This window comes from Mycolicibacter kumamotonensis (assembly GCF_002086285.1).
Lineage (GTDB): Bacteria > Actinomycetota > Actinomycetes > Mycobacteriales > Mycobacteriaceae > Mycobacterium > Mycobacterium kumamotonense.
The window spans coordinates 25,348-52,155 of sequence record NZ_MVHU01000023.1 but is presented as its reverse complement, the minus strand read 5'-3'; the positions used below and the strand labels follow the sequence as shown (position 1 = coordinate 52,155).

Below are 26,808 nucleotides of genomic sequence, written 5' to 3'. Positions count from 1 at the left end.
GCTACTCCGCGGAGTCCGCGAGCGCGTCGAGGAACGACCGGGCCCAGCGGTCGACGTCGTGGGCCAGTACCTGGCGGCGCAGTGCGCGCATGCGTCGGCGGCCCTCTTCGGGACTCTGGTTGATCGCGGCCTCGATGACGTCCTTGACGCCCTCGAGGTCGTGAGGGTTGACCAGGTAGGCCTGGCGCAATTCGGCTGCGGCACCGGTGAACTCACTCAACACCAAAGCGCCGCCCAAGTCGCTGCGGCATGCCACGTATTCCTTGGCGACCAGGTTCATTCCGTCGCGCAGGGGGGTGACCAGCATGACGTCGCTGGCCACGAAGAACGCGATCAGCTCATCACGGGGGACCGGCCGGTGCAGGTAGTGCACCACCGGGTGGCCGACTTCGCTGTACTCGCCGTTGATATGGCCGACCTGGCGCTCGATGTCGTCGCGCAGGATCTGGTAGCTCTCCACCCGCTCCCGGCTGGGCGTTGCCAGCTGCACCAGCACCGTGTCGTCCCGCTTGGCGCGGCCTTCGGCGAGCAGTTCGTTGAACGCCTTGAGGCGCACGTCGATGCCCTTGGTGTAGTCCAGGCGGTCCACTCCGAGCAGGATCTTGCGGGGGTGGCCCAATTCGGCACGGATCTCCTTGGCCCGCCGACGAATTCCCCGCTCGCGTGCCTTGCGGTCGAGTTCGCCCGAGTCGATCGAGATCGGAAAGGCGCCGACTCGCACCGTGCGGTCGGCCAGGGTCACCTCGCCGAACCGGCTGCGCACCCCGACCGCACCCCGTGAGGTGGGGGCGCCGGTCAGGTTGCGGGCCAGGAACAAGAAGTTCTGTGCGCCGCCCGCCAGATGGAAGCCGACCAGGTCGGCGCCGAGCAGGCCGTCGACGATCTCTTTGCGCCACGGCAGCTGCATGAACAGCTCCACCGGTGGGAACGGGATGTGCAGGAAGAAACCGATGGTCAGGTCGGGACGCAGGGTCCGCAGCATCTTGGGCACCAGCTGCAGCTGATAGTCCTGAACCCACACCGTGGCCCCGGGGGCGGCGGCCCGAGTCGTCGCCTCGGCGAACCGGCGATTGACGTCGACGTAGCGCTCCCACCACTGGCGGTGGTAGGTCGGCCTGACGATCACGTCGTGATACAGCGGCCACAGGGTGGCGTTGGAGAAGCCCTCGTAGTAGTCGGCGATGTCGGTGGCGCTCAATGCCACCGGGTGCAGCCGCAGGTCTTCGATGTCGATCGGCCCGTCGGGGCCTTCCGTGCTGCCCGGCCAGCCCACCCAGGCGCCCCGGCGCTTACGTAGCAGCGGCTCCAGCGCGGTGACCAATCCGCCCGGACTGCGCTTCCACGCCGTCGTACCGTCGGGCAGGACGTCGATATCGATAGGCAGCCGGTTGGCCACCACGACGAAATCGGAATCTCCGGTCTCCGACGCGCCATGGCCTCCCGACCCGGGCATTTAGGCCCCGTGCTTCTCGGTATTCGCGGGACCGATCCCCAGCATGGACAGAAACACCCGACACTCGTCGGCGTCCTCGGCGTAGGCGGCCACGACCCGCCGGGCTTGGCGTGCGGTGCTGTCGGCCAGCGGCTCCACGTCGTCGATGTCGGCGTGTTCGGATTTAGCAGGCATGAGTCGACTCTAGCGAAGTGCGCCGTAACCTGTGAGGCGGACGACAGCAAGGGCGGAGGTTGAGGGGCCACATGGAGACCACATCGGAGCAGGTCGGCGATCTCGTCGAGTATGAAACCCTCGACGACGGGCGCATCGCCCGGATCTGGCTGAACCGCCCCGAGACCCACAACGCGCAGAACCGCACCCTGCTGGTGCAGCTGGACGAAGCTTTCGGCCGTGCCGAGGCCGACGACGCCGTGCGGGTGGTGATTCTGGCGGCGCGCGGCAAGAATTTCTCCGCCGGCCACGACCTGGGCTCGGAAGCGGCGGTGGCCGAGCGCCGGGCCGGGCCCGCCCAGCACCCGACGTTCCGCAGCCACGGCGGGACCCGCGAACCGGCCGTGGAGAAGACCTACCTGCAGGAGTGGCACTACTACTTCGCCAACACCTGCCGCTGGCGGGAATTGCGCAAGATCACCATCGCGCAGGTGCAGGGCAACACCATCTCCGCCGGATTGATGCTGATCTGGGCGTGCGACCTGATCGTCGCCGCCGACAACGCCCGATTCTCCGACGTGGTCGGGGTGCGGTTGGGCATGCCCGGCGTCGAATACTATGCCCACCCTTGGGAATTCGGGCCGCGTAAAGCCAAGGAGCTGCTGCTGACCGGGGATTCGCTGGACGCCGACGAGGCCTACCGGCTGGGCATGGTCTCCAAGGTGTTCGGCGTCGACGAGCTGGCCGAGAAGACCCTTGAATTCGCCCGCCGCATCGCGCAGCTGCCGACGATGGCCGCGCTGCTGATCAAGGACTCGGTGAACGCGGCCGCCGACGCCATGGGTTTCTCCGAGGCGCTGCGGCACGGCTTCCACATCCACCAGCTGGGCCACGCGCACTGGTCGGCGCATAACGACAACAAGTTCCCGATCGCGCTGCCGCCGGAGGTGCCCGACTGGCGCACCGCCACGGCCACCGACTTGGCCCGCCGCGACCGGCCGTGAGCAGGCGCCACTCCTCATCGTTTCGCTGAGCACGCGGACGTGGTTCCATAGTTAGAACGTGTTTCAGTTTCGACGTGAGGGGCCGGCGTGCAGCTTTCCTTCGAAGACCGCAGCTACCTGATCACCGGGGGTGGCAGCGGCATCGGCAAGGCGGTGGCAGCCGGGCTGGCCGCTGCCGGGGCCGACGTTGTGATCGTCGGCCGGGGCGCCGAGCGGTTGGCGGCGGTGGCCGCGGAGATCGGGGTACGCCACTTCGCGGCGGACGTCACCGACGAAGACAGCGTTATCGCCGCCGTCGACACGGCCGTCCAGCAGCACGGCCGGCTGCACGGGGTGGTGCACTGTGCCGGCGGTTCGCAGACCATCGGGCCGATCACCCAGATCGATTCGGAGGCGTGGCGGCGCACTGTCGACCTCAATATCAACGGCTCGATGTATGTGCTCAAGCACGCCGGACGGGCGCTGGTGCGTGGTGGCGGCGGCTCGTTCGTCGGGATCTCCTCGATCGCAGCCAGCAATACCCATCGCTGGTTCGGCGCCTACGGGCCGACCAAGTCGGCACTGGATCACCTGATGCAATTGGCCGCCGATGAATTGGGTGCGTCATGGGTGCGGGTGAACAGCATCCGCCCAGGCCTGACTCGCACGGAGCTGGTAGCGCCGATCCTGGACTCCCCGGAGCTGAGCGAGGACTACCGCGTCTGCACGCCGCTGCCCCGGCCCGGGGAGGTCGAGGACGTCGCGAACCTGGCGCTGTTCCTGCTCAGCGACGCCGCCGGCTACATCACCGGTCAAGTCATCAACGTCGACGGCGGGCAGATGTTGCGCCGTGGCCCGGACTTCTCGGCGATGCTCGAGCCGGCGTTCGGCGCGGACGGTTTGCGCGGCGTGGTGGGGGAGTAAGCGTGGGCGTGTATGCGGTCACCGGATCGGCTTCCGGTATGGGACGGCAGGCGGCGGAGAAGCTGCGGGCGGCCGGGCACACCGTGATCGGGGTGGACCTGCGCGACGCCGACGTTGTCGCCGACCTGTCCGGACCGGACGGGCGGGCGGCGGCGTCCGAGCAGGTGCTGGCGCTCTGCGGCGGCCGCCTCGACGGGGCGGTGCTGGCCGCCGGCGTCGGCCCCACTCCGCGGGCGACGCGGCTGATCCTGCAGGTCAACTACTTCGGGGTCGTCGACCTGCTGGAGGCATGGCGACCGGCGCTGGCCGCAACCGGTGCCGCCAAAGTGGTGGTGATCGGCAGTAATTCGACCACCACGGTGCCGGCGGTGCCACGATCCGCGGTGCGGGCACTGCTGACCGGCAATGCGGCCAAGGCGGTGCGCCGGTTGCGCGTGTTCGGCCCGGGGGCGCCGTCGTTGGCCTACGCGGCCTCCAAGATCGCGGTGTCGCGCTGGGTGCGCCGTCGGGCGGTCGAGCCGTCGTGGGCGGGGGCGGGTATCCGGCTCAACGCGCTGGCGCCGGGTGCGATCATGACGCCGCTGCTGGAGAAGCAGCTCGCCACCCCGGGCCAGGAGAAGGCCGTCCGCAGCTTCCCGGTACCGGTCGGTGGTTTCGGGGATCCGGGCCAACTGGCCGACTGGATGCTGTTCATGCTCTCCGATGCCGCCGACTTCCTCTGCGGCAGCGTGATCTTCGTCGACGGTGGGTCGGACGCCTACTTCCGCGCCGACGACTGGCCGCGCAGCGTCGGGATTCTGCGGGTACCGCGCTACCTGATGCGGTTCAAACGCGGGCAAGAGCGGACCCCGGCACCGTGACCGGCGCGGTCGGCGTTAGCGTGTCTAAAGAATTCCGGGACCTGTGAGGAGACACATGGCGGTAGAGCTGAGCCACGACGAGACACTGCGCGAGGTCACCACCGAGCAAGGGGTGCTGCGCTACCACGAAGCCGGGGACGGGCCGACGCTGCTGCTGCTGCACGGTTCCGGGCCGGGCGTGACCGGCTGGCGCAACTACCGTGGGGTGCTGCCCGCGTTCGCCGAGCACTTCCGCTGCCTGGTGCTGGAGTTCCCCGGGTTCGGGGTCAGCGACGATTTCGGCGGGCACCCGATGGTGACCGCGTTCGGCGCGGTGGCGGCGTTCTCCGACGCGCTGGGCCTGGACCGGTTCAGCATCGTCGGCAACTCGATGGGCGGCGGCGTCGGGATCGGCTACGCGATCGGCAACCCCGACAAGGTCGACAAGCTGGTCACCATCGGTGGCATCGGCACCAACCTGCTCACGCCGGGACCGGCCGAGGGCATCCGGCTGCTGCAGGACTTCGTCGACAACCCCAGCCGCGACGCGCTGGTGCGCTGGCTGCACTCGATGGTCTACGACCCGTCGGTGATCACCGACGAGCTCATCGAGGAGCGGTGGGCGCTGGCCACCGACCCCGACACCCTGGCCAGCGCCCGGCGGATGTACGGCAAGGAAGCCTTCACCAACATGGTGAAGATGATGCAGGCGTCCAAGGGTCCGCTGCCCTGGGCGACGATGCACCGGCTCACGACGCCGACGCTGGTCACCTGGGGTCGCGACGACCGGGTCAGCCCGCTGGACATGGCGCTGGTCCCGATGCGGACCATCCCCAACGCCGAGGTGCACGTGTTCGGAAACTGCGGGCACTGGGCCATGATCGAGGCCAAGGACGCCTTCACTCGGGTGGTGTTGGAGTACCTGACCCGCGACTAGGCAGTCGCGTTTCCACCGTGGCCAAAGCAGGAACGGCGCCGGCCGTCGTACAATCGCCATGGCTCATCGAGCGGGCCCCAGCCGCGTTAGCTCAGTTGGTAGAGCGTCGCTCTTGTAAAGCGGATGTCGAGAGTTCGAGTCTCTCACGCGGCTCCATTCCTGTCGGTACCGGCGGATAGCGTCCGTCTGTGACAGTGACCTGTCTCGGCTTCGGAGCCGATGTCGAAGGACGTCGGCTAAGAGCGTTCTGCAGCAACGCATGCCAACAAGCACATCAACGACGCCTGCTCTTGGCGGCCTGGCTCGACACCGGAATCTGTGGTCGCACGTCGCACCTGGGCAACTACGTCCGGGACTACCGCGATGAGCAGCAGCACGGTTGCTGTGCGATCTGCGGTATCGAGCGTAACTGGAACGGCATGACCTTGACGCTGATCGTCGACCACATCAATGGAGATGCAAGCGAGAATCGCCGGGAGAATCTGCGGCTCGAGGAATCGCGGCAGGGGGCACCATTACCGGCGACCGCGGTACGCCGCTGGCCGGTCGTACTAGGGCTTCACTCGATGTCGGCGGGGTCGGTGTCGATCACCCGCTGGGAGCGCACCGGCCGCGACGACGGGCGCCGTGCGGACCGGCGGGGCAGCAGCGGAATGCGCTCGGCGATATTGCTCAGCGGGTTGACCACCAGCGTCAGGGCGATGACAGCCTCCTGCAGCGTCTCGATGGCCGGCTCCAGTGCCTCCATACCCGGCGCCAGACGGCTCAACGTGTCGGCGACGTTGGCCAGCTGCTCCAGCGGTCCGTTGCGCGCGGTGAGCTTGTCGATCAGCCCGCCCTCGGCCAGCAGCCGGTCCGCCAGGCCGTCCTCGGAGAGCAGTCGCTCGATCAACCCGTCCTCGTCGGTCAGCTGATCGACCAGCCCACCGGGCTGCAGGGCACGCTGCAACCCGCCGCCCTCCGCGGTGAGGCGGTCCAGCACGCCTCCCGGCCCGGTCAGCTGGTCGACCAGCCCGCCCGGGCTCAGCAGCCGGTCCACCGGGCCGCCGGGCGCTAGCGCGCGCCCCAGCGGGGCGTCGTCGTCCATCAGTTTGGCCAGCCGGTTGGCCCGGGCGATCGTGTCCTCCAGGCCCAGCATGTGCGCCATCGAGTTGGCCGGCCCCTGGTTCGGGGATTCCCCGAGCGTCTGGCGGGCCAGCCCGAGCGCGGCCGTGGCGACACCGAGCCCGGCGTCGGCGATCGACAGACTGATCCGTGCCGGAGCGGTCGCTACGGTGATCAGCTGTCTGGCCAGGCTCATCCGGCCAGTGTAGGGGCGATCCGGGGCCGATATCAGGTAGTTTGATTGACAACAAACACACAGCCGATATCCAGTTCATTTTCACCCGACCACGAGGGAATAAACCCTATGGGAGCAACAGCTGCGCAAGACGCTGCGCCAGAGGCTCGTGTCCTCGTCGTCGACGACGAGACCAACATCGTCGAGCTGCTGTCGGTCAGCCTCAAATTCCAGGGGTTCGAGGTCTACACCGCCACCAGCGGGCCGGCGGCGCTGGACCGCGCGCGGGAGGTGCGGCCGGACGCGGTGATCCTGGACGTGATGATGCCCGGGATGGACGGATTCGGGGTATTGCGCCGGCTGCGCGCCGACGGCATCGACGCCCCGGCCTTGTTCTTGACCGCACGCGACTCGCTGCAAGACAAGATCACCGGCCTGACCCTCGGCGGCGACGACTACGTCACCAAGCCGTTCAGTCTGGAGGAAGTGGTGGCCCGGCTGCGCGTCATTCTTCGCCGGGCCGGAAAGGGCGCCGGGGAACCGCGCAACTCGCGGCTGACCTTCGCCGACATCGAACTCGACGAGGACACCCACGAGGTGTGGAAGGCCGGCCAACCGGTATCGCTGTCGCCCACCGAGTTCACCCTGCTGCGCTATTTCGTGATCAACGCCGGCACCGTACTGAGCAAGCCGAAGATCCTCGACCACGTCTGGCGCTACGACTTCGGTGGTGACGTCAACGTGGTGGAGTCCTACGTCTCATATCTGCGCCGCAAGATCGACACCGGCGAGAAGCGCCTGCTGCACACGCTGCGCGGGGTGGGATATGTACTGCGCGAGCCGCGCTGAACGAACGTCGGCCGTGACGGCCGGGCGCGGGGCATAGGGCAAGAAGATGGCGATGCTCAAACCCCCCCGCGATGTTCTGCCCCTGCGGGTCAGTCTGGTCGCCGCGACCCTGGCCATGGTGGCCATCGGATTGCTGGCACAGGGGTATGCCGTCACCACGATCCTGCGGCACCGGCTGATCAGCAGGATCGACGCCACGCTCATCGACGCGGCGCACGGTTGGGCCCTGGAGCAGCGGGGGCGGCCGCCGTCGAAGGAAGACGAGGACCCCAACGCCGGCCGGCCGCCGACGAGCTTCTACGTTCGCGACGTCGACCCCGACGGCAGCGTCTGGACGGTTGTCAACGACCAGAACGCCGAGCCGCTGTTGCCGCCCGACAACGACGTTGGATCGGTACCGGTCACGATCGGCTCGGTCGACGGGTCGGGCGTGCAGTGGCGTGCCTTGTCGGTGCACGGTGAGAACGGCAGGTTGATCACCGTGGCCAGGGACCTGTCCGACCCGCGGGCCACGCTGCGCTACCTGGCCTGGTCGCGGGTGGCGATCGGCGTCGGGGTGCTGCTGGTGCTGGGCGCCGTCGGCTACGTGGTGGTCAACCGCAGTCTGCGCCCGCTGGCCGAGGTCGAGCGGACCGCGGCGGCGATCGCCGCCGGCCAGTTGGATCGCCGTGTGCCCGAACGTGATCCGCGTACCGAAGTGGGACGGCTCTCGCTGGCGCTCAACGGCATGCTGGCACAGATTCAGCAGGCGGTGGCGTCCTCGGTGGCCTCGGCGGACAGCGCGCGCGTCTCCGAAGAACGGATGCGCCGGTTCATCACCGATGCCAGCCACGAGCTACGCACGCCGCTGACCACGATCCGCGGTTTCGCGGAGCTGTATCGCCAGGGCGCGGCCCGCGACGTCGAGCTGCTGATGTCGCGCATCGAAAGCGAAGCGAGCCGGATGGGCCTGCTGGTCGAGGATCTCCTGCTGTTGGCCCGGATGGACGCCCAACGGCCCCTGGAACGGAACTGGGTCGACCTGCTGGTGCTGGCCACCGACGCGGTGCACGACGCTCGGGCGATCGCGCCGAACCGGACCATCGAACTGGAGGTCTTCGACGGCCCGGGCACCCCGGAGGTGCTCGGTGACGAAGCCCGGCTGCGCCAGGTGCTGAGCAATCTGGTGTCCAACGCGCTGCAGCACACCCCGGAAGAGGCCGCGATCACCGTGCGGGTCGGCACCGACACCGACAACGCGATCCTCGAGGTTGTCGACCAGGGGCCCGGGATGAGCGAGCAGGACGTGCAGCGCGCCTTCGAGCGGTTCTTCCGCACCGACTCGTCGCGGGCCCGGGCCAGCGGCGGAACCGGGCTGGGGCTCTCGATCGTCGACTCGCTGACCCGGGCGCATGACGGCACCGTCACCGTGAGCTCCCCTCCCGGTCAGGGCTGCACCTTCCGGGTGTCGGTGCCGCGTCATGCCGACGCGTCGGTAGACAGAACCGAGATACCTGCCGAGACCCGCTGAGTCTCAGGGAAGTTCAGCCAGCGCGGCCTTGATCTTGGCCTGGGCCTCGTCCAGGGATTCCGGTGACGGGTTGCGGTCCACGCCGGCGAAACCGAAGTCCGCCAGGCTGCGGGTCGGAAAGACGTGGACGTGCAGGTGTGGGACCTCCAGACCCGCGATGATCATGCCGGCGCGCTCGGTGTCGAATGCCCGGCACACCGCCTTGCCGATGCGCTGCGCCACGGCCATCACCCCGGCGAAGACGGCGCCGTCGACGTCCTGCCACTGGTCGATCTCGGCGCGCGGTACCACCAGCGTGTGGCCCTGGGTCATCGGTTCGATGGTCAGGAAACCGACGACGTCGTCGTCCTCGTAAACGAACCGACCCGGCAGTTCCCGGTTGATGATCTTGGTGAAGACGGTGCTCATGAGCTTCAGCATATGCGTCGACTATCGGATTTAGCGGCCGCCGCTGCGTATTATCGAGGGCAAGCTGGTGCCCCCGGTGCAGGCTACGCCAACGGTAGAGGAGATGAGATGTCAGCTGTCACAACATTTCTCAGTAGCCCCGAGGCGGTCGGCGTCTGGAATCTTGATGCCGGGCAGTCGAGTATCCGGTTTGAGAACGGCACGATGTGGGGCGCGCTGAAGGTGCGTGGCGCTTTCACCGACTTCTCCGGCAGCGGCGAGATCAAGGACTCCAAGACCGTGTCCGGTCGTCTCGACATCAAGGCCGCGTCGGTGAATACCGGCCTGGGGACCCGCGACAATGACCTGCGCCGATCGAACTTCTTCGACACCGACCGCTATCCCGACATCACCGTGGTGGTCACCAGCGGGGAGCCGGCCGGTGGGGACACCGCCCGACTCGACGCCGAGCTGACCGTCAAGGGCATCACCGGATCGTTGCCGCTCAAGGTCGACATCACCCCGCTCGGTGGCGGGGCTGTGCGGCTGACCACCGAGACGACCGTCACCCGCAAGCAGTTCGCTGTGGAGGGCAACTTCCTGGGCATGGTCGGTAACCGGACCAGGCTTCGGGCCAGCCTGGTGTTCCGGAAGGCCTGACCCCCGCTTGACCCTGCGCCTACCAGGCAGACATGCGAGTGGGTCGCCTGGTGAGCGCAGGGGTCGGCGTGGCTACCGGTCCGAGTCGGTGTAGCGGATGATGCCGCGAATGTTCTTGCCTTCCAGCATGTCCTGGTAGCCCTCGTTGATCTGCTCCAGTTTGTACTGGCGGGTCACCATGTCGTCGAGGTTGAGCTTGCCGGCCTTGTACATCGACAGCAGCTGCGGGATGTCGTACTGCGGGTTGCCGCCGCCGAAGATGGTGCCCTGCAGGTTCTTCTGCAGCAGGGTCAGCATCGACAGGTTGAGCGTGACCTGGTTTTCGAGCATGGACCCCATCGCGGTGAGCACGCAGGTGCCGCCCTTAGAGGTCAGGATCATGTAGTTGTCGATGTCGGCGCCGTGCACCTCGCCGACGGTGACGATCACCTTCTTGGCCATCAGCCCGGCGGTGACTTCCATCATCCCGCCCATTGCAGCGTTGATCTCCGGATAGACGTGGGTGGCACCGAACTTCAGCGCCTGGTCACGCTTCCAGTCCACCGGGTCGATGACGAAGATGTTGCGGGCCCCGGCGTTGACCGCACCTTGCAGGGCCGACATGCCCACCCCGCCGACGCCGACGATCGCGACGTCCTCGCCCGGGCGGATGTCGGCGGTGCGCACCGCCGAGCCGTAGCCGGTGGTCACGCCGCAGCCCACCAGGCAGGCCACCTCGAAGGGGATCGACGGGTCGATCTTCACCACCGACGTCTTGTGCACCACCATCCACGGCGAGAAGGTGCCGAGCAGCGTCATCGGGTAGACGCCCTGGCCGCGGGCGGTGACCCGGAAGGTCCCGTCGCTGACCGCCACGCCGTTGAGCAGGCCGGCGCCCAGGTCGCACAGGTTGCGCATCCCGGCCTGACAGGTCGGACAGCGGCCACACGACGGGATGAAGGACAGCACGACGTGGTCGCCGGGGGCGATGTCCTCGACGCCGGGGCCGACCTCGGTGACGATGCCGGCGCCCTCGTGGCCGCCCAGCACCGGGAAGCCTGCCATCGGGATGTCTCCGGTCATCAGGTGGTGGTCGGAGTGGCACATGCCGGCCGCTTCCAGCTGGATCTTGACCTCGTCTTTCTGGGGGTCACCGATCTCGATCTCTTCGACCGACCACGGCTTGTTGAACTCCCAGAGCAACGCACCCTTTGTCTTCACCACGAACCTGCTTTCATCTCGGATATCCGGCTAGAGAACGGTCCCGGGCCTGGCTCGGGCCGTCGGGCAGCCCACCTGTCGAGCCTATAGGCCGCCGGTGCCCGGGGGAAGGCTCTTTCAACCAACTGTCTGTTTGACTGGGCACTCGCCGACGCTAGCCGTGGTAGGAGACCGGTAATTCTTTGACCCCGTTGATCCAACCGGAGCGGAGCCGTTGCGGTTCGGCGAGTTTGGCGATGTCGGGCAGCTGGGAGGCGATCTCGTCGAAGATCAGCCGGATCTCCATGCGGGCCAGGTTGGCGCCGATGCAGTAGTGCGTGCCCTGCCCGCCGAACGCCAGATGCGGATTGGGGTCGCGCAGGATGTCGAAGTCGAACGGCCGCTCGAAGACCTCTTCGTCGTAGTTGGCCGAGCTGTAGAACAGGCCGACCCGTTGTCCCCGGGCGATGGACACCCCGCCGATCTCGGTGTCGACCTTGGCGGTGCGCTGGAAACAGTGCACCGGGGTGGCCCAACGCACGATCTCGTCGACTGCGGTCTCGGGGCGTTCGCGCTTGTAGAGCTCCCATTGATCAGGGTTCTCCGCGAAGGCGTTGATGCCGTGGGTCATCGCGTTGCGGGTGGTTTCGTTGCCCGCCACCGCCAACAGGATCACGAAGAACGCGAACTCGGTTTCACCGAGCGATTCGCCGTCGATGTCGGCCTGCACCAACCGCGTGACGATGTCGTCGGCCGGACAGCGCCGCCGCTCCTCGGCCATGGTGTAGGCGTAGCCCATCAACTCGGCGTTGGCCATCGCCGGGTCGGAGTCGAAATCCGGGTCGTCGGTGTTCATGATCGAGTTGGTCCAGTGAAAAAGCTTTTCCCTGTCCCCCTCGGGGACCCCGATCAGATCAGCGATCGCCAACAGCGGCAGCTTCATCGCGATGTCATCGACGAAGTTGCCGCTGTCCTTCTCGGCGGCGGCCGCAACGATGTCCCGGGCCGATTGCGCGAGCTTGTCCTCCAGCGCGCCCACCGAGCGCGGGGTGAACAGCCGTGACACCAGCTTGCGCAGCCGGGTGTGCTCGGGCGGGTCATGGTTGATCAGCAGGGCCTTGGTCAGCTCCAGCTGGTCGGCGGTGATGCCGTCGGGCAATCGCATCACCGCGCCCTTGGCGTTGGTCGACCACACATCGTTGTCGCGCGAGATCTCTTTGATGTGTTGGTGTTTGCTGATGACCCAGTAGCCGCCGTCGTCGAAGATGTTGCTGTGGGCCGGCTGTTCATTCCACCAAACCGGAGCGGTCCTGCGCAGCTCGGCGAACTCGGCGATCGGCATTCCGTGCAGCAGTACATCCGGGTCGGTGAAGTCGAAACCGGGACCGAACGGACACGCTGATTGGGTTGATGTCAAGACGAACACCTCTGATTGTCGCGAGCCGCCGAGCCGGCGGCGGGCATACACATCATGTTCATGTGTATGACCTGATGTCAACCGGTTTTGTGCGGAACGTCGGTGACCAGACCGCCGTCCATGACGAACTCCGAGCCGGTGGCGTAAGAGGATTCGTCACTGGCCAAAAACACCACGAAGGTGGAGACTTCCTCGGACTCACCGGGCCGGCCCAACGGGATCGTGACCATGTCCTCGGGCAGGTGCTCGGTCATCGGGGTGCGGATGAAACCGGGATGCAGCGAATTGACCCGAATGTTGTGGCGCGCCAGTTCAAGTGCGGCGGATTTGGACAATCCTCGTACTGCCCACTTCGAGGCGACGTAGGGGTGCACCATCGGTGCGCCACGCAGACCCTCGATCGAGGACACGTTGATGATGGATCCGCCGCCCGCAGCGATCATCGAGTCGATCACCGCGCGCATGCCCAAAAAGGTGCCGTTGAGATTCACGTCGATCACGTTGTGCCACTGGTCCAGATCGAATTTGCGCAGCGAACCCAACGCGACGGTGCCGGCATTGTTGACCAACACGTTCAGCGTGCCGAACGCGCTCAGCGCGGCCTCCACGGCGGCGGCCCACTGCTCGGGGTCCCGGACGTCGAGATGGCGGTAGACCGCGGCGTCGCCGAGTTCGCCGGCAAGCGCGGCGCCCTCATCATCGAGCACATCGCCGATGACGACTTTGGCGCCCTCGGCCACCAGCATTCGGGCATGCGACGCGCCCATACCGCGCGCGCCGCCACTGATCAGAACGACTTTTCCGTCCACACGCCCCATGGTTTGCTCAGCCTTTCGATGATGGTGGTTGTACCGGTGTGCCGTCAGTCGCCGGGGCCCGCCACGACGGCGGGTGCGGCGACCAGCGGCAGGTCGAGGGTGGTGATGATGCCGGCCGGCGCCGCCACCACGGCGGGAACGGCGTTGACGACCCTCCCCACCCCGGCCGCGATCGCCGCGTAGTTGTGGTCGCCGTGGCGGCTGGTCGGGCGGATGTCGACGGTGTAGGACGGCTCGCCGATGATCTCCACCCGGTAGGAGCCACCCGGCTGGGCGGGCTGCGCCCAGTCCGGCCGCAGGTCGCTGCGCAGCCGGGTGATGTGTTCCACCACGATCAGCGGGTGCCCGTCGACGATGCCGTGGATCTCGAATTTGAGTGCGGCGACACCGCCCTTGGGGATGTGCCCGGCCGCGATGTCGAATGCCTCCGGTGCCGGCTCACGCTCGGATGAGTCGGTGATGGCGTCCAGGGTCACGCCCAGCCCTTTGGCCACCTCGCGGATCGCAGCGCCCCACGCGATGCTCAAGATCCCGGGCCGCAGCAGCATCGGGACGTCGTCGAGCGAATTGCCGAAGCCCATTACGTCGAACATGACCTCGGCGCCGTCGTAGGTCGCGTAGTCGGCGATCTCCTGGCAGCGGATCTGCTCGACGTGCTGGCACGTGCTGGTGAAGGCCAGCGGCACCAGATCGTTGATGAACCCGGGGTCGACCCCATTGACGTAGACGCTCGAATTTCCCTGTCGAGCAGCCTCTTCGACGGAATCGATGAACTTGTCGGGGATGACCCCCCAGGGATACTGCAGCACCCCGGGAGCCGTCCCGATGACGTTGATCCCGGCCGCGAGCAGCCGGCAGACGTCACGCAGCGCACCGGGTAGCCGGGTGTCGCCCATGGCGCAGTAGACCGCAGCGTCGGGCTTGGCGCCGATGATCGCATCGAAGTCGTCGGTGGCTGCGATACCGGTGTGGACGTCGAGGCCGGCCAGCTCACCGGCGTCTCGGCCCACTTTGGCAGCTGTGGAGACCCACACCCCGGTGAGCTCGTAGGCGGGATTGCCGATCAGCCCGCGCAGGGCGATGCGTCCTGCGTTACCGGTGCCGATCAGTGCGACGCGGATGGCCACGTGTCCTCCTGGGCTTCAGTGGTGGGCTACCAGAGCGGAACCGGTGACTGGCCCAGCGGGTAGTAGCCCGGAATCTTCTCGCCGGCCAAGCTGCGTTCGATGCGCTTCTGCATACCCTCCGACAGCTTGCCCGCCTTGATCAGCTCCATGTACAGCGCCGAGACGTGGCCGAAGTCGAAGAAGTCCCGCTGCCAGTTGAACTTGCCGTTGCCGGCGTACCGGAACCAGCTGCCGCCGATCCCGTAGATCTCGGCCTGGTTGCCCTCGGCATCGGTGGCGACCTGTTTCCAGAAGCCGACCACTTCGCCCTGCCGGTCGTCGATGATCACCTTCTGATACGGGTAGGTCCAGCCGTGCAGGCCCTCCATCTCCTGGCCGAGCGCGATGTCGCGAATCTCGTCGACACCGACGCACATGACGTCCTCCTTGGGGCCGATGTTCCAACCGTAGGTCGCGTCATCGGTGTAGAAGGAGGCCAGATTTCGCCAGTCACCGGCTTTTTCGGCGTCCCGGTTGGCCTGCAGCCAGCGTTCGACGACATCTTCGAGTTCTTCTCTGGGGAAGGGGGGCATCGCTCAATCCTCTTTCTCGTGAATGGACAGGGCTCTGGTGGGACAGGCCCGTACGGCATCTTCGATCTGGCGACGGTCCTCCTCGGGCGGCTCGTCGTTGAGGATCTCGACCTTGCCGCGCTTGGGCACCCGGAAATAGTCGGGCGCTTCCAGCTCACACATGGCGTGGCCCTGGCACAAGTCCAAGTCCACTCTGACGTGAAATGTCATGGGCCCCGGCCTCCTTATGCGCTCCGGCGCCGGTAGCGCACCTTGGCCGGGCGGGCCAGCTGCACCACCATCTTGGAGTGGTCGTTGCGGTAGGTCTCCGGCGGCTGCGACATCGCGAACTCGTACTCGCGCAGCAACACCGAGAAGATCGCCTTGATCTGCATGGTGGCGAACGCCGCACCGACGCAGCGGTGCCGGCCGGCCCCGAACGGAATCCAGGTCCAGCGGTGGATGACGTCTTCCTCGCGCGGCTCGTTGTAGCGTTCCGGCACGAACTCGTTCGGCTCGGGGAACGATTCAGGGATCCGATTGGAGACCGCCGGCGATGCCGCCACCATGTCGCCGTCGTGGATGGGGTACCCGCAGACCTCGAATTCGCCGCGGGCCACCCGCATCAGGATGATCAGTGGCGGGTGCAGGCGCAGGGTCTCCTTGAGCACATTCTCCAGGTTGGGGATCTGGCGCAGCGCATGGAAACTCACCTCGCCGCCGTCGGCGTAGAGCTCGTCGAGCTCGCTGATCACGGCGGCGAGGGCCTCGGGGTGGCGCAGCATCTCGATCAGCGTCCAGGCGCTGGTTCCCGAGCTGGTGTGATGCCCGGCGAACATGATCGAGATGATGATCCCGGTGATCTCATCGGCGCTGAACCGCGGGTTGCCGTCCTCGTCGGGGATGGAGATCATGACGTCGATCATGTCCCGGCGCTTTTTGTCGGTCTCCGGATTGGCGATTCGACCGTTCATGATGCCCTGCACCAGCTCGACTAGCTTGACGCGGGCCTCATCACGGCGCCGGAAACTCTCGATCGGAAGGTACGGGTCGACGTAGCACAGCGGGTCGGTGCCGCGTTCGAGCTCGTAGTACAGCTCGGCGAACCGGTGGTCGAGTTCCTCGCGGAACTTCTGCCCGATCAGGCAGGCGGTCGAGGTGTAGATGGTCAGCTCGGCGAAGAACTCCAGCAGGTCGATTTCGCCGCTGTCACCCCAGTTCGCGATCATCTGACGCACTTCGCGCTCGATGGTGCTGGCGTGCCGCTTCATGTGGTCGCCGCGAAGTGCGGTGTTGTGCAACATCTCCGCGCGCCGCTCGGGCGGCGCGTCGAACACCACGCCGTTGCCGAAGATCGGGGTCATGAACGGGTAGGCCGCGGCCTGGTCGAGTTCGTCGTCGGTGGATCGGAAGAAGAACTCGTTGGCTTCGGCACCGGTCAGCAAGACCACCTTGCGGCCGGCCAGGTCGAACCAGCCGACGTCGCCGCATTCGTCGCGCACTCGCTGCATCAACCCGATCGGGTCTGTGCGGAACTCTTCGAGGTGGCCGTGCTCGGCCTCGCCCCCGGAGACCCGGGGAACCTCAGTCGTGACGGTCATGACGGCATTCCTTCCTCGCCCAATTGCAGGTGCTGACGGTCGGAGTCGGTGTCGTGCAGCGGCGCCTCCGGCTGCACCTCCAGGTTGACGATGTGCGCACCGCGCGGTGTCTCCGCGACGAATGCGATGGCGCGGGCCAGGTCGGCAGGCCGCAGGAAGTAGCTGTGCCGGGCCTGGCCCCACTTGGCCCAGTCCTCAAGCATCGGACCCACCTGCTCGGCGGAGAGCTTCCAGCCCATCTCGGTAAGGGTCGGTCCGGGATGCACGATCGAAGCGCGAACCCCGGTGCCTTCCAGTTCCATTCGCATGTTGCTCACCATGGCCACGAGTGCCGCTTTGGCGGCGCCGTAGGCACCCATGTGTGGACGCTGCTGCAGTGCGACATCGGAGCCGACGAAGATCACGTCGCCGCGCCTGCGGGCCACCATGTCCGGCACCACTGCGGTGGCGAGCCGGTTGGCGCCGATCAGGTGGACCTGGATCTGGTCGTTGAACGCCTCCGTGCTCATCTCGTGGATGCGGCCGGGGAACATGTCGCCGGCGCCGGAGACCAGCAGCTCGATCTCACCCAGCGCATCAATGCTCTGGGCCACAAAAGATTTCACTGACTCGACGTCGGTGACATCCAGCGGAAAAGCGACCGCCTCACCGCCGTCGGCGCGGATCTTGTCGACGAGCTCCGCCAGCTTATCCGCGCGGCGGGCTCCGAGTGCCACCGGGAAACCGCGGCGGGCCAGCTCTTCAGCCGTGGCGGCACCGATGCCCGAGGATGCGCCCGTGATGATCGCGGGCCGCCGGGCCGGGGGTGGATCGAAACGTGGCACTTACGCCTCCTTGACGGTGATCGGCAGGTCGGCGAAGCCGCGCACGTTGGAGGAATGCACCCGCACGGCGTTGGCTTCGTCGACCTGGTAGTCGCTGATCCGATTGAACAGTTCGTCGAGCGCCACCCGAGCTTCCATCCGGGCCAGGTGCGCACCGAGGCAGAAGTGGGCGCCGCTACCGAAACTGAGCAGCTTGGAACCGATGTCACGGCCGATCCGGAATTCGTCGGGGTCATCGAAGATTCGCTCGTCGCGATTTCCGGAGCCGGGAAGCAACAGCACCACGTCACCGGCCGGGATGGTGGTGCCGTGCAGGGTGTAGTCCTGCGCGGCGGTGCGCGCCAGGATCTGGCTGGGCGTGTCATAGCGCAGCGTCTCCTCCACCCACAGCGGGATTCGGGAGCGGTCGGCGAACACCGACGTCAGCTGGTCACGGTTGCGGTGCCCCCAGTAGATGGAGCTGCCCAGTAACTTGGTGGTGGTCTCGTTGCCGGCGATCACCATCAGGAACAGGAACGCCAGGATCTCCTGGTCGCCGAGCCGGTCGCCGTCGACCTCGGTCTCCAGCAGCGCCGAGGTCAGATTGTCCGCCGGGTTCTTCTTGAAGTCGGCGATCATCTCGTTGTAGTAGGTCATCAGATCCACCGACGCCTGGATCGCCGACGGGGGCACATCGGTGACCCCGTCCTCGCGGTGCAGCACCCCGTCGGCCAGCTCTCGGATCCGCGCGCGGTCCGCTTCGGGAACACCCATCAGCTCGGAGATGACGTCCATCGGCAGCTTGCCGGCGAAGTCATTGATGAAGTCGAACGAGCAGGTGCCGTCGGAGCCCGGCTGGATCGCGCTGTCCAGATGCTGGCGCGCCAGCCGAACCACCTGCGGCTCGAGCTCGCGGATCCGGCGCGGGGTGAACCCCTTGGACACCAGGGTGCGAAGCCGCAGGTGCTGCGGATCGTCCATCGCCAGAAACGACATCACCAGCTGGGCGTGCGGGCCGCGGGAGACGGGGTCCAGGGAGACACCGTCGCGGTTGGACAGTGCGTCACTGTTGCGGAATCCGTGCAGGACGTCTTGATGCCGAGAGATCGCCCAGAAGTTCAGTTCCTCGTTGTGATACACCGGCGCTTCGTCGCGCAGCCGCCGGTAATACGGAAACGGATCCTCGTGGAAGTCGTAGTCGTACGGGTTGAGGACGGGCGGACCGGAGGTCTGGGAAATCACGGTCGGCAGGCTCATCGTGATGCTCCTGATTCGAGGATCAGGCTGACCACGTAGGCCAGCCGGTCGGTGATCTGGTGGTAGGTGAAGGCGCCGCTGCCGGCGTTGACCAAGGCACCGAAGAACGTCATCTCCAGCGCGGAGACGACCTGGGGGTCCGCGCCCGGTCCGATCGCCGAGGCGATGCGCCGGTGGATCTCGGCGCCGATCCGGTCGCGCACCGTGCGGACCGCCGGCTCGCCGCCGCCGCCGAGCAGCGCCGCGGTGCAGGCCGCCGCCACCTCGGGCTCGTCGGCCACCACCAGCGCCAAGTGGCGCAGCGCCTCGTTGACGCGCGTGGGCATCGGCTGGTTGACGTCGGTGAAGTAGGGGACCTGGCGGACCAGGTCCAGATAGACCTCGGCGATCAGGTGGTTCTTCGACGAGAAGTAGGTATAGGCGGTCGCCGGGGCGACCTTGGCCCGGGCGGCGACAGCGCGAACGGTCAGATCCGCGTAGGACTTCTCGCGCAGCATCTCCACGCCGGCGGTCAGCACCTTGCGAAAGGTCTCCTCCTGGCGGCGGTTACGGGTCGCGACATCAGTAGATGTGACTGCCGCCACCGATTCGCTGGACACCTGTCCAACGTAGCTGAAGACGGTTTGGTTAGGCAAGTCTGCTGGGAAAGCACGGTTTCACGCCCGGCGGGTTGCGGGATAGTCGATGCTGAGGCTAGGGTTCGATCGAGTAATGCCGGACAAGTGTCCAATTTTGCTGGGGCACCGTAACCACGCTGAGGGAGTGACTGATGGCGCTAATCGACGGCGTGAGCCGACTGCTCATCGACGGCAAGCTCACCCCCGGCGGGGCCGGCGGCTTCGCCACCGTCAACCCGGCCACCGAGGAGGTGCTCGGCGAGGCGGCCAACGCCGACGGCGCCGACATGGACCGCGCCATCGACGCGGCCCGGCGGGCCTTCGACGACACCGACTGGTCAACCAACACCGAGCTGCGGGTGCGCTGCGTGCGCCAGCTCCGCGACGTGCTGGGCGAGCACCTGGAAGAGTTGCGGGAGCTGACGATCTCCGAGGTGGGCGCGCCGCGGATGCTCACCGCCGGCGCCCAGCTCGAAGGCCCGATCGCCGACCTGGGATTCGCCGCGGACACCGCCGAACGCTATGAGTGGACCCAAGATCTCGGGCAGGCCGCCCCGCTGGGTATCCCCACCCGGCGGTCGGTGGTGCGAGAGGCGGTCGGTGTCGTCGGCGCCATCACCCCGTGGAACTTCCCGCACCAGATCAACCTGGCCAAGCTCGGCCCGGCACTGGCCGCCGGCAACACCATGGTGCTCAAGCCCGCACCGGATACCCCGTGGGTCGCGGCGGTCATCGGCGAGCTGATCGCCGAGCACACCGACATCCCCCCGGGTGTGGTCAACATCGTCACGTCCACCGACCACGCGCTGGGCGCCATGCTCGCCAAAGACCCTCGGGTGGACATGGTTTCGTTCACCGGCTCGACGGCCACCGGCCGCAGCGTGATGGCCGACGCGGCAGCCACCGTCAAGAAGGTCTTCTTGGAGTTGGGCGGTAAGTCCGCGTTCGTGGTGCTCGACGACGCCGACCTGGCCGCGGCCTGTTCGGTGGCGGGGTTCTCGGTCTGCCTGCACGCCGGGCAGGGCTGCGCGATCACCACCCGGCTGGTGGTGCCGCGGGCGCGCTATGACGAGGCGGTCGCCATCGCGGCCGGCACCATGGGCTCGATCAAGCCGGGCGACCCCACCAAGCCGGGCACGGTGTGTGGCCCGGTCATCTCGGCACGCCAGCGTGACCGGGTGCAGAGCTACCTGGACCTGGCCCTGGCCGAGGGCGGTGAGTTCGCCTGCGGTGGCGGGCGCCCGGCCGACCAGCCCGCCGGCTTCTTCATCGAACCCACCGTGATCGCGGGGCTGACCAATGAGGCCCGGGTGGCCCGCGAGGAGATCTTCGGCCCGGTACTGACCGTGATCGCCCACGACGGCGACGACGACGCGGTGCGCATCGCCAACGACTCGCCTTACGGGTTGTCGGCAACGGTCTACGGTGCCGACGCCGACCGGGCGGCCGGGGTGGCGGCCCGGCTGCGCGCCGGCACCGTCAACGTCAACGGCGGGGTCTGGTACTCCGCGGACATGCCGTTCGGCGGGTACAAGCAGTCCGGCATCGGCCGGGAGATGGGTGTCGCCGGGTTCGAGGAATATCTGGAAACCAAAGCGATTGCGACAGCAGCGAACTGACTTACGAACACAGGATTCAAAGGAGATGGCGCAGATGGGGCAATTCGACGGCAAGGTGGCCATCGTTACCGGTTCCGGAGGCGGGATCGGCCAGGCGTACGCCCAGGCGCTCGCCGCCGAGGGGGCCGCGGTGGTGGTCGCCGACATCAACACCGAGGGTGCGCAAAGTGTGGCCAAGCAGATCGTCGCCGACGGAGGCAAGGCACTCGCGGTGCGTGTCGATGTCTCAGATCCCGAGTCGGCGCAGGCCATGGCCGACGCGGCGGTGGCGGAGTTCGGCGGGATCGACTATCTGGTCAACAACGCCGCGATCTTCGGTGGAATGAAGCTCGACGGCCTGCTGACCGTGCCGTGGGACTACTACGAGAAGTTCATGCGGGTGAATCTGGACGGTGCGCTGATCTGCACACGCGCGGTCTATGAGCACATGGCCAAGCGCGGCGGCGGTGCGATCGTCAACCAGTCCTCCACTGCGGCATGGGTTTACTCGAACTTCTACGGCCTGGCCAAGGTCGGCATCAACGGCCTGACCCAGCAGCTCTCCCGCGAACTGGGCTGGCGCAATATCCGGATCAACGCGATCGCACCCGGTCCGATCGACACCGAGGCCAACCGGACCACCACCCCGCAGGCCATCGTCAAGCAGATGGTGCAGCAGCTGCCGCTGGCCCGGATGGGTACGCCCGAAGACCTGGTCCCGATGTGCCTGTTCCTGTTGTCGGATTCCGCATCGTGGATCACCGGGCAGATCTTCAATGTCGACGGCGGACAGATCATCCGGTCATGAGCACGACTGACACGCAGCCCCGCCTCGGCTACATCGGGCTCGGGAACATGGGTGCGCCGATGGCCCAGCGCCTGGTCGATTGGCCCGGTGGCGTAACGGTATTCGATGTGCGGGCCGAAGCGATGGCCCCGCTGACCGAAGCTGGGGCCAAGCAGGCCGACAGCATCGCCGGCGTCGCCGCCTCGGCCGACATCATCAGCGTCACAGTCCTCGACGACGCCCAGGTGCGCGAAGTCGTCGCCGAACTGGCGGCCAACGCCAAGCCGGGCACCGTCATCGCCATCCATTCGACGATCGCCGACACTACGGCCGCCGAGCTGGCCGAGGCCCTCAAGCCGCAGGGCATTCATGTCATCGACGCCCCGGTCAGCGGTGGCGCCGGTGCCGCCCAGAAGGGCCAGCTGGCTACCATGGTCGGCGCCGAACGCGCGGTCTACGAACAGATCAAGCCGGCGTTCAAGTGTTGGGCGTCACTGGTCATCCACGCCGGGGAGCCCGGCGCCGGAACCCGGATGAAGCTGGCCCGCAACATGTTGACGTTCACCGCCTATGCCGCGGCCGGGGAGGCCATGAAATTGGCCGAGGCGGCCGGGCTGGATCTGCAGGCGCTGGGCCGCGTCGTGCGACACACCGATGCGCTCACCGGCGGGCCCGGAGCGATCATGTTGCTCGACTCCACGGCGCCCCTGCCCGCTGACCACTTCCTGCGCGAGGCGTTCACCCACACCCGCGGGCTCGGGGAGAAGGACCTGAGCCTGGCCCTGGGATTGGGGCGGGCCACCGGGGTCGACCTTCCGCTCGCCCAGGTGGCGCTGACCGAGCTCGCTGCCGGCATGGGCGTGCCGCACACCGAGGACTAGGAGAGATCTGATGGACGAACTGCGCCGTATCGGCCTGGCCAAGATGAACGAGGTCTACGCCTGGGAGATGCCGGACATGCCCGGCGAATACTTCGCACTCACCGCCGACCACCTGTTCGGACGAATCTGGACCCGGCCCGGACTTTCCATGCGCGACAAGCGATTGATGACGCTGTCGGTGGTCACCGCCCTCGGGCTGAAAGACCTGGCCGAGATCCAGGTCAACGCCGCACTGCACAACGAGGAACTGACCGAGGACGAGCTGCGCGAACTGCCGATCTTCTTGACCCACTACGTCGGCTTCCCGCTCGGTTCGGTGCTCAACGGTGTGGTCGAGCAGGTCATCGCCAAGCGCCGCAAGGCCGCCGCCGCGGGCAAGCCCGAAGACAAGAAGGCCAACGTCGACGCCGCGCTGGACATGCATGGAAGCGGTTGAGGATGCGGAGAACGAAATGACGCTGGAGATCACCACCGCCGGGCGAGTGCGAATTCTGACCTTGGCCAGGCCCGAGGCGCTCAACGCCTTCAACGAAGCGCTCTACGACGCCACCACCGAGGCGCTGCTGCAAGCAGCGGAGGATCCCGAGGTGGCAGTAGTGGTGCTCACCGGCGCCGGCCGGGCCTTCAGCGCAGGCACCGACCTCAAGGAGATGCAGGCGCGGGTCACCGCAACGGATTTCACTCCGGGCCGCCACGGCTTTCTGGGACTGATCGACGCGCTCAGCGCATTCGCCAAGCCGTTGATCTGCGCGGTCAACGGACTCGGCATCGGGATCGGCACCACGATCCTCGGGTTTGCCGATCTGGCGTTCATGTCCACGACCGCGCGGCTGATGTGCCCGTTCACCAGCCTCGGCGTCGCACCCGAGGCGGCGTCGTCATATCTGTTGCCGCAGTTGATCGGTCGCCAGAACGCCGCGTGGCTGTTGATGTCCTCGGAGTGGATCACCGCCCAGCAGGCCCTCGAGATGGGCCTGGTCTGGAAGGTCTGCGAGCCCGATGACCTGATGGGGCAGGCTCTTCGGCACGCCGAAATCCTCGCTGCGCGACCGCTGGCCAGCCTGATGGCGGTCAAACAGAGCATCACCGCACCGACGCGGCCCGAGGTGGCGGCCGCGCGCGAGCGGGAGAACGCCTTCTTCGTCGAGCTCATGGGCGCCGGCGCCAACGCCGAGGCGCTGGCGGCGTTTACCTCGACGTCATGACCGACGAAACCTTGCTGGCCGCAAGGGGAGCCGTCGTGGCCGGGGGCAGCCGGGGCATCGGCCGGGCTGTCGCCGAACAGCTCGCGGTGTGCGGTGCGGGAGTGGTGGTCAACGGCCGGGACCCCGCTGCCGTTGACAATGCAGTGCAGGCCATCACCGGCTCGGGCGGGCGGGCCATCGGTGTCGCCGGGGCCGCCAGCGACGAGGCGACCGCCGCGGCCCTGATGGCGGTGTGTCGGGAGGAGTACGGCAGCGTCGACGTTCTGATCAACTGCGCCGGTGTCGCCGAACCGCCCGGGTCGTCGATTCTGTCGATCACCAGCGCGGAATTCGGTGAACTGCTCGACGCTCACCTCGGCACGGCTTTCCAGACCTGCCGGGCCGCCGCTCCGATCATGGCCGAACAGCGACGGGGCTCGATCGTCAACAGCGGGTCGGTGGCCTTCCTGGGCGATTACGGCGGCACCGGATATCCCGCCGGCAAGGGGGCGGTCAACGCGTTGACACTGGCGGTCGCTGCCGAGCTGGCGGAGTACGGTGTGCGGGCCAACGTGATCTGTCCGGGCGCGAAGACACGGCTGTCGACCGGTGCAGACTATGAGCAACACATTCGCGACCTGCACGCCCGGGGCTTACTCGATGAGTTCACCATGCAGGCGTCGCTGGAGCCCGCGCCGGCCGATTATGTCGCCTCGCTGTACGCCTATCTGGCCAGTGATCTGGCGAACAGCGTCACCGGATCGGTGTTTCTGGCATCCGGGGGCTTTGTCGGCCGATTCGACCGCCCCACCCCGGCGGTGCTGGGCTACCGCGATCACCAACGCTCGGCGCCGTGGTCTATCGAGGATCTGCACGCCATGGTGGCGGGCGCCTGACCCGACCGGCACGCTGGAATGAGCCGCCCGGGCAGGCGGGTCGACGGTCCTGGATATCCTTTTTCTCGCGTCTCGCTGACGACGATGCGAGGGGAACGAGAGGAGCGGCGCCCATGCGCGTCCTGGTGATCGGTTCCGGCGCCCGGGAACATGCGCTGCTCACGGCCCTTCGTAACGACCCCAAGGTCGATCATCTGGTGATCGCCCCCGGCAATGCGGGCACCGCGGCGGTGGCCGAGCAGCGCGACGTCGACATCACCTCCGGTCCGGCGGTCACCGCCTTGGCTCGCGAGGTCGAGGCCGACCTGGTGGTGATCGGGCCGGAAGTGCCATTGGTGCTGGGCGTCGCCGATGCGGTACGCGCCGCCGGGATCGCCTGCTTCGGGCCGTCGAAGGACGCGGCCCGTATCGAGGGCTCGAAGGCCTTCGCCAAAGACGTGATGGCCGCAGCCGGTGTGCGCACCGCCCGCTCGGAGATCGTCGACAGCCCCGCCGACCTAGACGCCGCTCTCGGCCGATTCGGCCCGGACGCCGGCGAGGCGGCCTGGGTGGTCAAGGACGACGGGCTGGCGGCCGGAAAAGGGGTGGTGGTGACGCCCGATCGCGCCGCGGCGCGCGCGCACGCCGCCGGGCTGCTCGATTCCGGCCATCCGGTGCTGTTGGAATCCTTTCTCGACGGGCCCGAACTCTCACTGTTCTGCATCGTCGATGGCGACACGGTGGTGCCGTTGCTGCCCGCACAAGACTTCAAACGCGTCGGCGAGGGCGACACCGGTCCCAACACCGGCGGTATGGGGGCTTACGCCCCGTTGCCCTGGCTGTCCCGGGAGGCTGTGGCGGCCATCGTCGCCGACATCGTCAAGCCGGTCGCGGCTGAGCTGGTGCGCCGTGGCAGCCGGTTCGCCGGACTGCTGTACGCCGGTCTGGCGATGACATCGACCGGGCCCGCGGTGGTCGAATTCAACTGCCGCTTCGGTGATCCGGAGACCCAAGCGGTACTGGCCTTGCTGGAGTCGCCGCTTGGGCAGCTGCTGCACGCCGCCGCCACCGGCGGACTCGGTGAGTTCGGTGCGCTGCGCTGGCGCGACGGCGCGGCGGTGACGGTCGTGCTGGCCGCCGAGAACTACCCGGGCCGGCCGCGGGTCGGCGACGTGATCGTGGGCGCAGAGGGCGACCACGTGTTGCATGCCGGTACGGCCCACCGCGACGACGGGGCGGTGGTGTCCTCCGGTGGCCGGGTGCTCTCGGTGGTGGGTACAGGCGTCGACCTGGCCGCGGCACGCGCTGCCGCCTACCGGACGCTCAGCTCGATTCGCTTGCCGGGCAGTCACTTCCGCACCGACATCGGCTTGGCTGCCGCCGAGGGCAAGATCCACGTCTGACCGGCCACACCTGCCCCGAGGACCCCAGGCGTCCCGTGGGCGCTGTCCGCCTCCGGCCCACCCAGGTGGTCGGTCGTTGCGCCCGAAGCGTCGGCAACCGTGACGGTAGGATGGCTCAGTATGTCTGACCAAAGTCAGCCGGACTCCGTGGAGTCGGCCACCCAGGAACACCCAACCGACCAGGCGGAAGCTCCGAAAAGGCCGGCGGCCAAGGCCCCGGCGGCCACGACGCCGGCGACACCGGGCTGGCGCCCGGTTGTCGCGGCAGCAGCGGTCGCCCTGGTCGCCGGAGCCCTCGGCGGGGCGGGTGTGGCCGCTTTTTGGCACCCGGGATCCGGAGCCTCGGCCAAGTCCTCCGGCCAGCGTGCTGCCGATGCGACCAAGGACGTATGCGCCGCGGCAGCGCTCGCGCGTCAGGCGGTGGCCAACAACATGCACCTGAAGAACCCGGATCCGCAGAACCCAATTGCCCAACTCGCGGTGGCCGCCAACGCGAGGCTGTCACTGACCGCCGGTGCCGCGTACCTGCGGGGTCGCCTCGAAGCCAACCCGGGTGCTCCGCAGGACGTTGTGAAAGCTGCCAACGCGATGGCCGGCGAGTTAGAGCACCTGAATCTCAGTTATCTTGTCGGGCAACCGAACTCGGATCGCGAGCAGCTGGGACGCGACCTTGACGCGCGGATAGCGGAACTGGGCAAGCTCTGCCAGTAAGCGCGCCGGGCCGACTGTCTGGGTG

Annotated in this window: 29 protein-coding genes and 1 tRNA gene; 16 read left to right on the top strand and 14 right to left on the bottom strand. The window is 67.4% G+C overall.

The features are described from left to right. Nucleotide 1 precedes the first annotated feature (1 nt). Nucleotides 2–1,453, bottom strand: coding sequence for an alpha,alpha-trehalose-phosphate synthase (UDP-forming) (locus BST28_RS15380; protein WP_083081736.1), 1,452 nt, complete (start codon nt 1,451–1,453; stop codon nt 2–4). Further along, the gene (locus BST28_RS23330) at nt 1,454–1,627 is read right to left on the bottom strand and encodes a hypothetical protein (RefSeq protein ID WP_019736177.1); all 174 of its coding nucleotides are present in this window, start codon (nt 1,625–1,627) and stop codon (nt 1,454–1,456) included. A 71-nt stretch (nt 1,628–1,698) separates the two neighbouring features. Between BST28_RS23330 and BST28_RS15375 the strand changes: the two genes are divergently transcribed. The 5 genes from BST28_RS15375 to BST28_RS15355 all read left to right on the top strand — a co-directional run bounded on the left by BST28_RS15375 (nt 1,699) and on the right by BST28_RS15355 (nt 5,445). After that, a complete protein-coding gene (locus BST28_RS15375; RefSeq protein ID WP_019736178.1) occupies nt 1,699–2,610 on the top strand; it encodes an enoyl-CoA hydratase in 912 nt (303 codons plus the stop codon). An 87-nt stretch (nt 2,611–2,697) separates the two neighbouring features. Continuing rightward, the gene (locus tag BST28_RS15370; protein WP_083081733.1) at nt 2,698–3,513 is read left to right on the top strand and encodes an SDR family oxidoreductase; all 816 of its coding nucleotides are present in this window, start codon (nt 2,698–2,700) and stop codon (nt 3,511–3,513) included. Between the two features lie 2 nt (nt 3,514–3,515). Continuing rightward, nucleotides 3,516–4,373 carry an SDR family oxidoreductase gene (locus BST28_RS15365; protein ID WP_083081730.1) on the top strand — a complete coding sequence of 286 codons (858 nt, stop codon included), beginning with the start codon at nt 3,516–3,518 and terminating at the stop codon, nt 4,371–4,373. Nucleotides 4,374–4,428: 55 nt separating this feature from the next. After that, a complete protein-coding gene (locus BST28_RS15360) occupies nt 4,429–5,289 on the top strand; it encodes an alpha/beta fold hydrolase (protein WP_019736181.1) in 861 nt (286 codons plus the stop codon). An 80-nt stretch (nt 5,290–5,369) separates the two neighbouring features. After that, nucleotides 5,370–5,445 (top strand) — tRNA-Thr (locus BST28_RS15355). Nucleotides 5,446–5,848: 403 nt separating this feature from the next. On the opposite strand, the gene BST28_RS15345 is transcribed toward BST28_RS15355, so the two are convergent. Beyond that, the gene (locus BST28_RS15345) at nt 5,849–6,589 is read right to left on the bottom strand and encodes a hypothetical protein (protein WP_083081727.1); all 741 of its coding nucleotides are present in this window, start codon (nt 6,587–6,589) and stop codon (nt 5,849–5,851) included. Between the two features lie 108 nt (nt 6,590–6,697). Here BST28_RS15345 and BST28_RS15340 point away from each other — a divergent pair, with 108 nt between their 5' ends. Further along, nucleotides 6,698–7,417: a response regulator transcription factor gene (locus tag BST28_RS15340; protein ID WP_019736183.1), complete on the top strand. Its 720-nt coding sequence runs from the start codon at nt 6,698–6,700 to the stop codon at nt 7,415–7,417. A gap of 52 nt (nt 7,418–7,469) precedes the next feature. Continuing rightward, complete coding sequence (locus BST28_RS15335; RefSeq protein ID WP_065288237.1) at nt 7,470–8,927, top strand: sensor histidine kinase; 1,458 nt, start codon at nt 7,470–7,472, stop codon at nt 8,925–8,927. A gap of 3 nt (nt 8,928–8,930) precedes the next feature. Here BST28_RS15335 and BST28_RS15330 read toward each other — a convergent pair whose 3' ends face one another. Then, nucleotides 8,931–9,335, bottom strand: a complete 405-nt coding sequence (locus BST28_RS15330; protein WP_065288238.1) for an HIT family protein — start codon at nt 9,333–9,335, stop codon at nt 8,931–8,933. Between the two features lie 108 nt (nt 9,336–9,443). Here BST28_RS15330 and BST28_RS15325 point away from each other — a divergent pair, with 108 nt between their 5' ends. Continuing rightward, nucleotides 9,444–9,974 carry a YceI family protein gene (locus BST28_RS15325; protein WP_019736186.1) on the top strand — a complete coding sequence of 177 codons (531 nt, stop codon included), beginning with the start codon at nt 9,444–9,446 and terminating at the stop codon, nt 9,972–9,974. 72 nt (nt 9,975–10,046) lie between these two features. On the opposite strand, the gene BST28_RS15320 is transcribed toward BST28_RS15325, so the two are convergent. The 10 genes from BST28_RS15320 to BST28_RS15275 form a co-directional block, all read right to left on the bottom strand. Next, nucleotides 10,047–11,174, bottom strand: a complete 1,128-nt coding sequence (locus BST28_RS15320; protein ID WP_083081758.1) for an NDMA-dependent alcohol dehydrogenase — start codon at nt 11,172–11,174, stop codon at nt 10,047–10,049. Between the two features lie 154 nt (nt 11,175–11,328). Next, on the bottom strand, nt 11,329–12,570 hold the full coding sequence (locus BST28_RS15315) for a cytochrome P450 (protein ID WP_083081755.1): 1,242 nt from the start codon (nt 12,568–12,570) through the stop codon (nt 11,329–11,331). Nucleotides 12,571–12,647: 77 nt separating this feature from the next. Then, complete coding sequence (locus BST28_RS15310; protein WP_029248702.1) at nt 12,648–13,388, bottom strand: glucose 1-dehydrogenase; 741 nt, start codon at nt 13,386–13,388, stop codon at nt 12,648–12,650. Nucleotides 13,389–13,432: 44 nt separating this feature from the next. Beyond that, entirely contained in the window at nt 13,433–14,515 is a 1,083-nt protein-coding gene (locus BST28_RS15305; RefSeq protein WP_019734711.1) for an NAD(P)H-dependent amine dehydrogenase family protein, read from the bottom strand. A 26-nt stretch (nt 14,516–14,541) separates the two neighbouring features. Beyond that, nucleotides 14,542–15,087 carry a Cif family virulence factor gene (locus BST28_RS15300; RefSeq protein ID WP_019734710.1) on the bottom strand — a complete coding sequence of 182 codons (546 nt, stop codon included), beginning with the start codon at nt 15,085–15,087 and terminating at the stop codon, nt 14,542–14,544. Between the two features lie 3 nt (nt 15,088–15,090). Then, nucleotides 15,091–15,297, bottom strand: coding sequence for a ferredoxin Fdx (fdx, locus tag BST28_RS15295; protein ID WP_019734709.1), 207 nt, complete (start codon nt 15,295–15,297; stop codon nt 15,091–15,093). 14 nt (nt 15,298–15,311) lie between these two features. Next, nucleotides 15,312–16,667, bottom strand: coding sequence for a lanosterol 14-alpha demethylase (gene cyp51, locus BST28_RS15290; protein ID WP_019734708.1), 1,356 nt, complete (start codon nt 16,665–16,667; stop codon nt 15,312–15,314). After that, a complete protein-coding gene (locus BST28_RS15285; protein ID WP_083081725.1) occupies nt 16,664–17,491 on the bottom strand; it encodes an SDR family oxidoreductase in 828 nt (275 codons plus the stop codon). The genes cyp51 and BST28_RS15285 overlap by 4 nt, the downstream gene beginning before the upstream one ends. Beyond that, complete coding sequence (locus BST28_RS15280; protein ID WP_019734706.1) at nt 17,492–18,727, bottom strand: cytochrome P450; 1,236 nt, start codon at nt 18,725–18,727, stop codon at nt 17,492–17,494. After that, complete coding sequence (locus BST28_RS15275) at nt 18,724–19,326, bottom strand: TetR family transcriptional regulator (RefSeq protein ID WP_065288204.1); 603 nt, start codon at nt 19,324–19,326, stop codon at nt 18,724–18,726. The genes BST28_RS15280 and BST28_RS15275 overlap by 4 nt, the downstream gene beginning before the upstream one ends. A 170-nt stretch (nt 19,327–19,496) precedes the next feature. Here BST28_RS15275 and BST28_RS15270 point away from each other — a divergent pair, with 170 nt between their 5' ends. From BST28_RS15270 to BST28_RS15235, 8 genes are all read left to right on the top strand, one after another. Then, nucleotides 19,497–20,963, top strand: coding sequence for an aldehyde dehydrogenase (locus BST28_RS15270; protein WP_029249484.1), 1,467 nt, complete (start codon nt 19,497–19,499; stop codon nt 20,961–20,963). 34 nt (nt 20,964–20,997) lie between these two features. After that, nucleotides 20,998–21,750, top strand: coding sequence for an SDR family oxidoreductase (locus tag BST28_RS15265; protein ID WP_029249483.1), 753 nt, complete (start codon nt 20,998–21,000; stop codon nt 21,748–21,750). Next, nucleotides 21,747–22,610, top strand: coding sequence for an NAD(P)-dependent oxidoreductase (locus tag BST28_RS15260; RefSeq protein ID WP_065288205.1), 864 nt, complete (start codon nt 21,747–21,749; stop codon nt 22,608–22,610). Before BST28_RS15265 ends, BST28_RS15260 begins: the two co-directional genes overlap by 4 nt. Nucleotides 22,611–22,620: 10 nt before the next feature. Then, nucleotides 22,621–23,046: a carboxymuconolactone decarboxylase family protein gene (locus BST28_RS15255; RefSeq protein ID WP_065288206.1), complete on the top strand. Its 426-nt coding sequence runs from the start codon at nt 22,621–22,623 to the stop codon at nt 23,044–23,046. 16 nt (nt 23,047–23,062) lie between these two features. Continuing rightward, nucleotides 23,063–23,815 carry an enoyl-CoA hydratase/isomerase family protein gene (locus BST28_RS15250; RefSeq protein ID WP_083081753.1) on the top strand — a complete coding sequence of 251 codons (753 nt, stop codon included), beginning with the start codon at nt 23,063–23,065 and terminating at the stop codon, nt 23,813–23,815. After that, a complete protein-coding gene (locus BST28_RS15245; protein ID WP_083081722.1) occupies nt 23,812–24,690 on the top strand; it encodes an SDR family NAD(P)-dependent oxidoreductase in 879 nt (292 codons plus the stop codon). The genes BST28_RS15250 and BST28_RS15245 overlap by 4 nt, the downstream gene beginning before the upstream one ends. 113 nt (nt 24,691–24,803) lie before the next feature. Continuing rightward, nucleotides 24,804–26,072, top strand: a complete 1,269-nt coding sequence (gene purD, locus BST28_RS15240; RefSeq protein ID WP_083081719.1) for a phosphoribosylamine--glycine ligase — start codon at nt 24,804–24,806, stop codon at nt 26,070–26,072. Between the two features lie 147 nt (nt 26,073–26,219). Beyond that, nucleotides 26,220–26,783 (top strand): hypothetical protein, encoded by a 564-nt coding sequence (locus tag BST28_RS15235; RefSeq protein WP_019735999.1) that lies wholly within the window; start codon nt 26,220–26,222, stop codon nt 26,781–26,783. Nucleotides 26,784–26,808 lie beyond the last annotated feature (25 nt).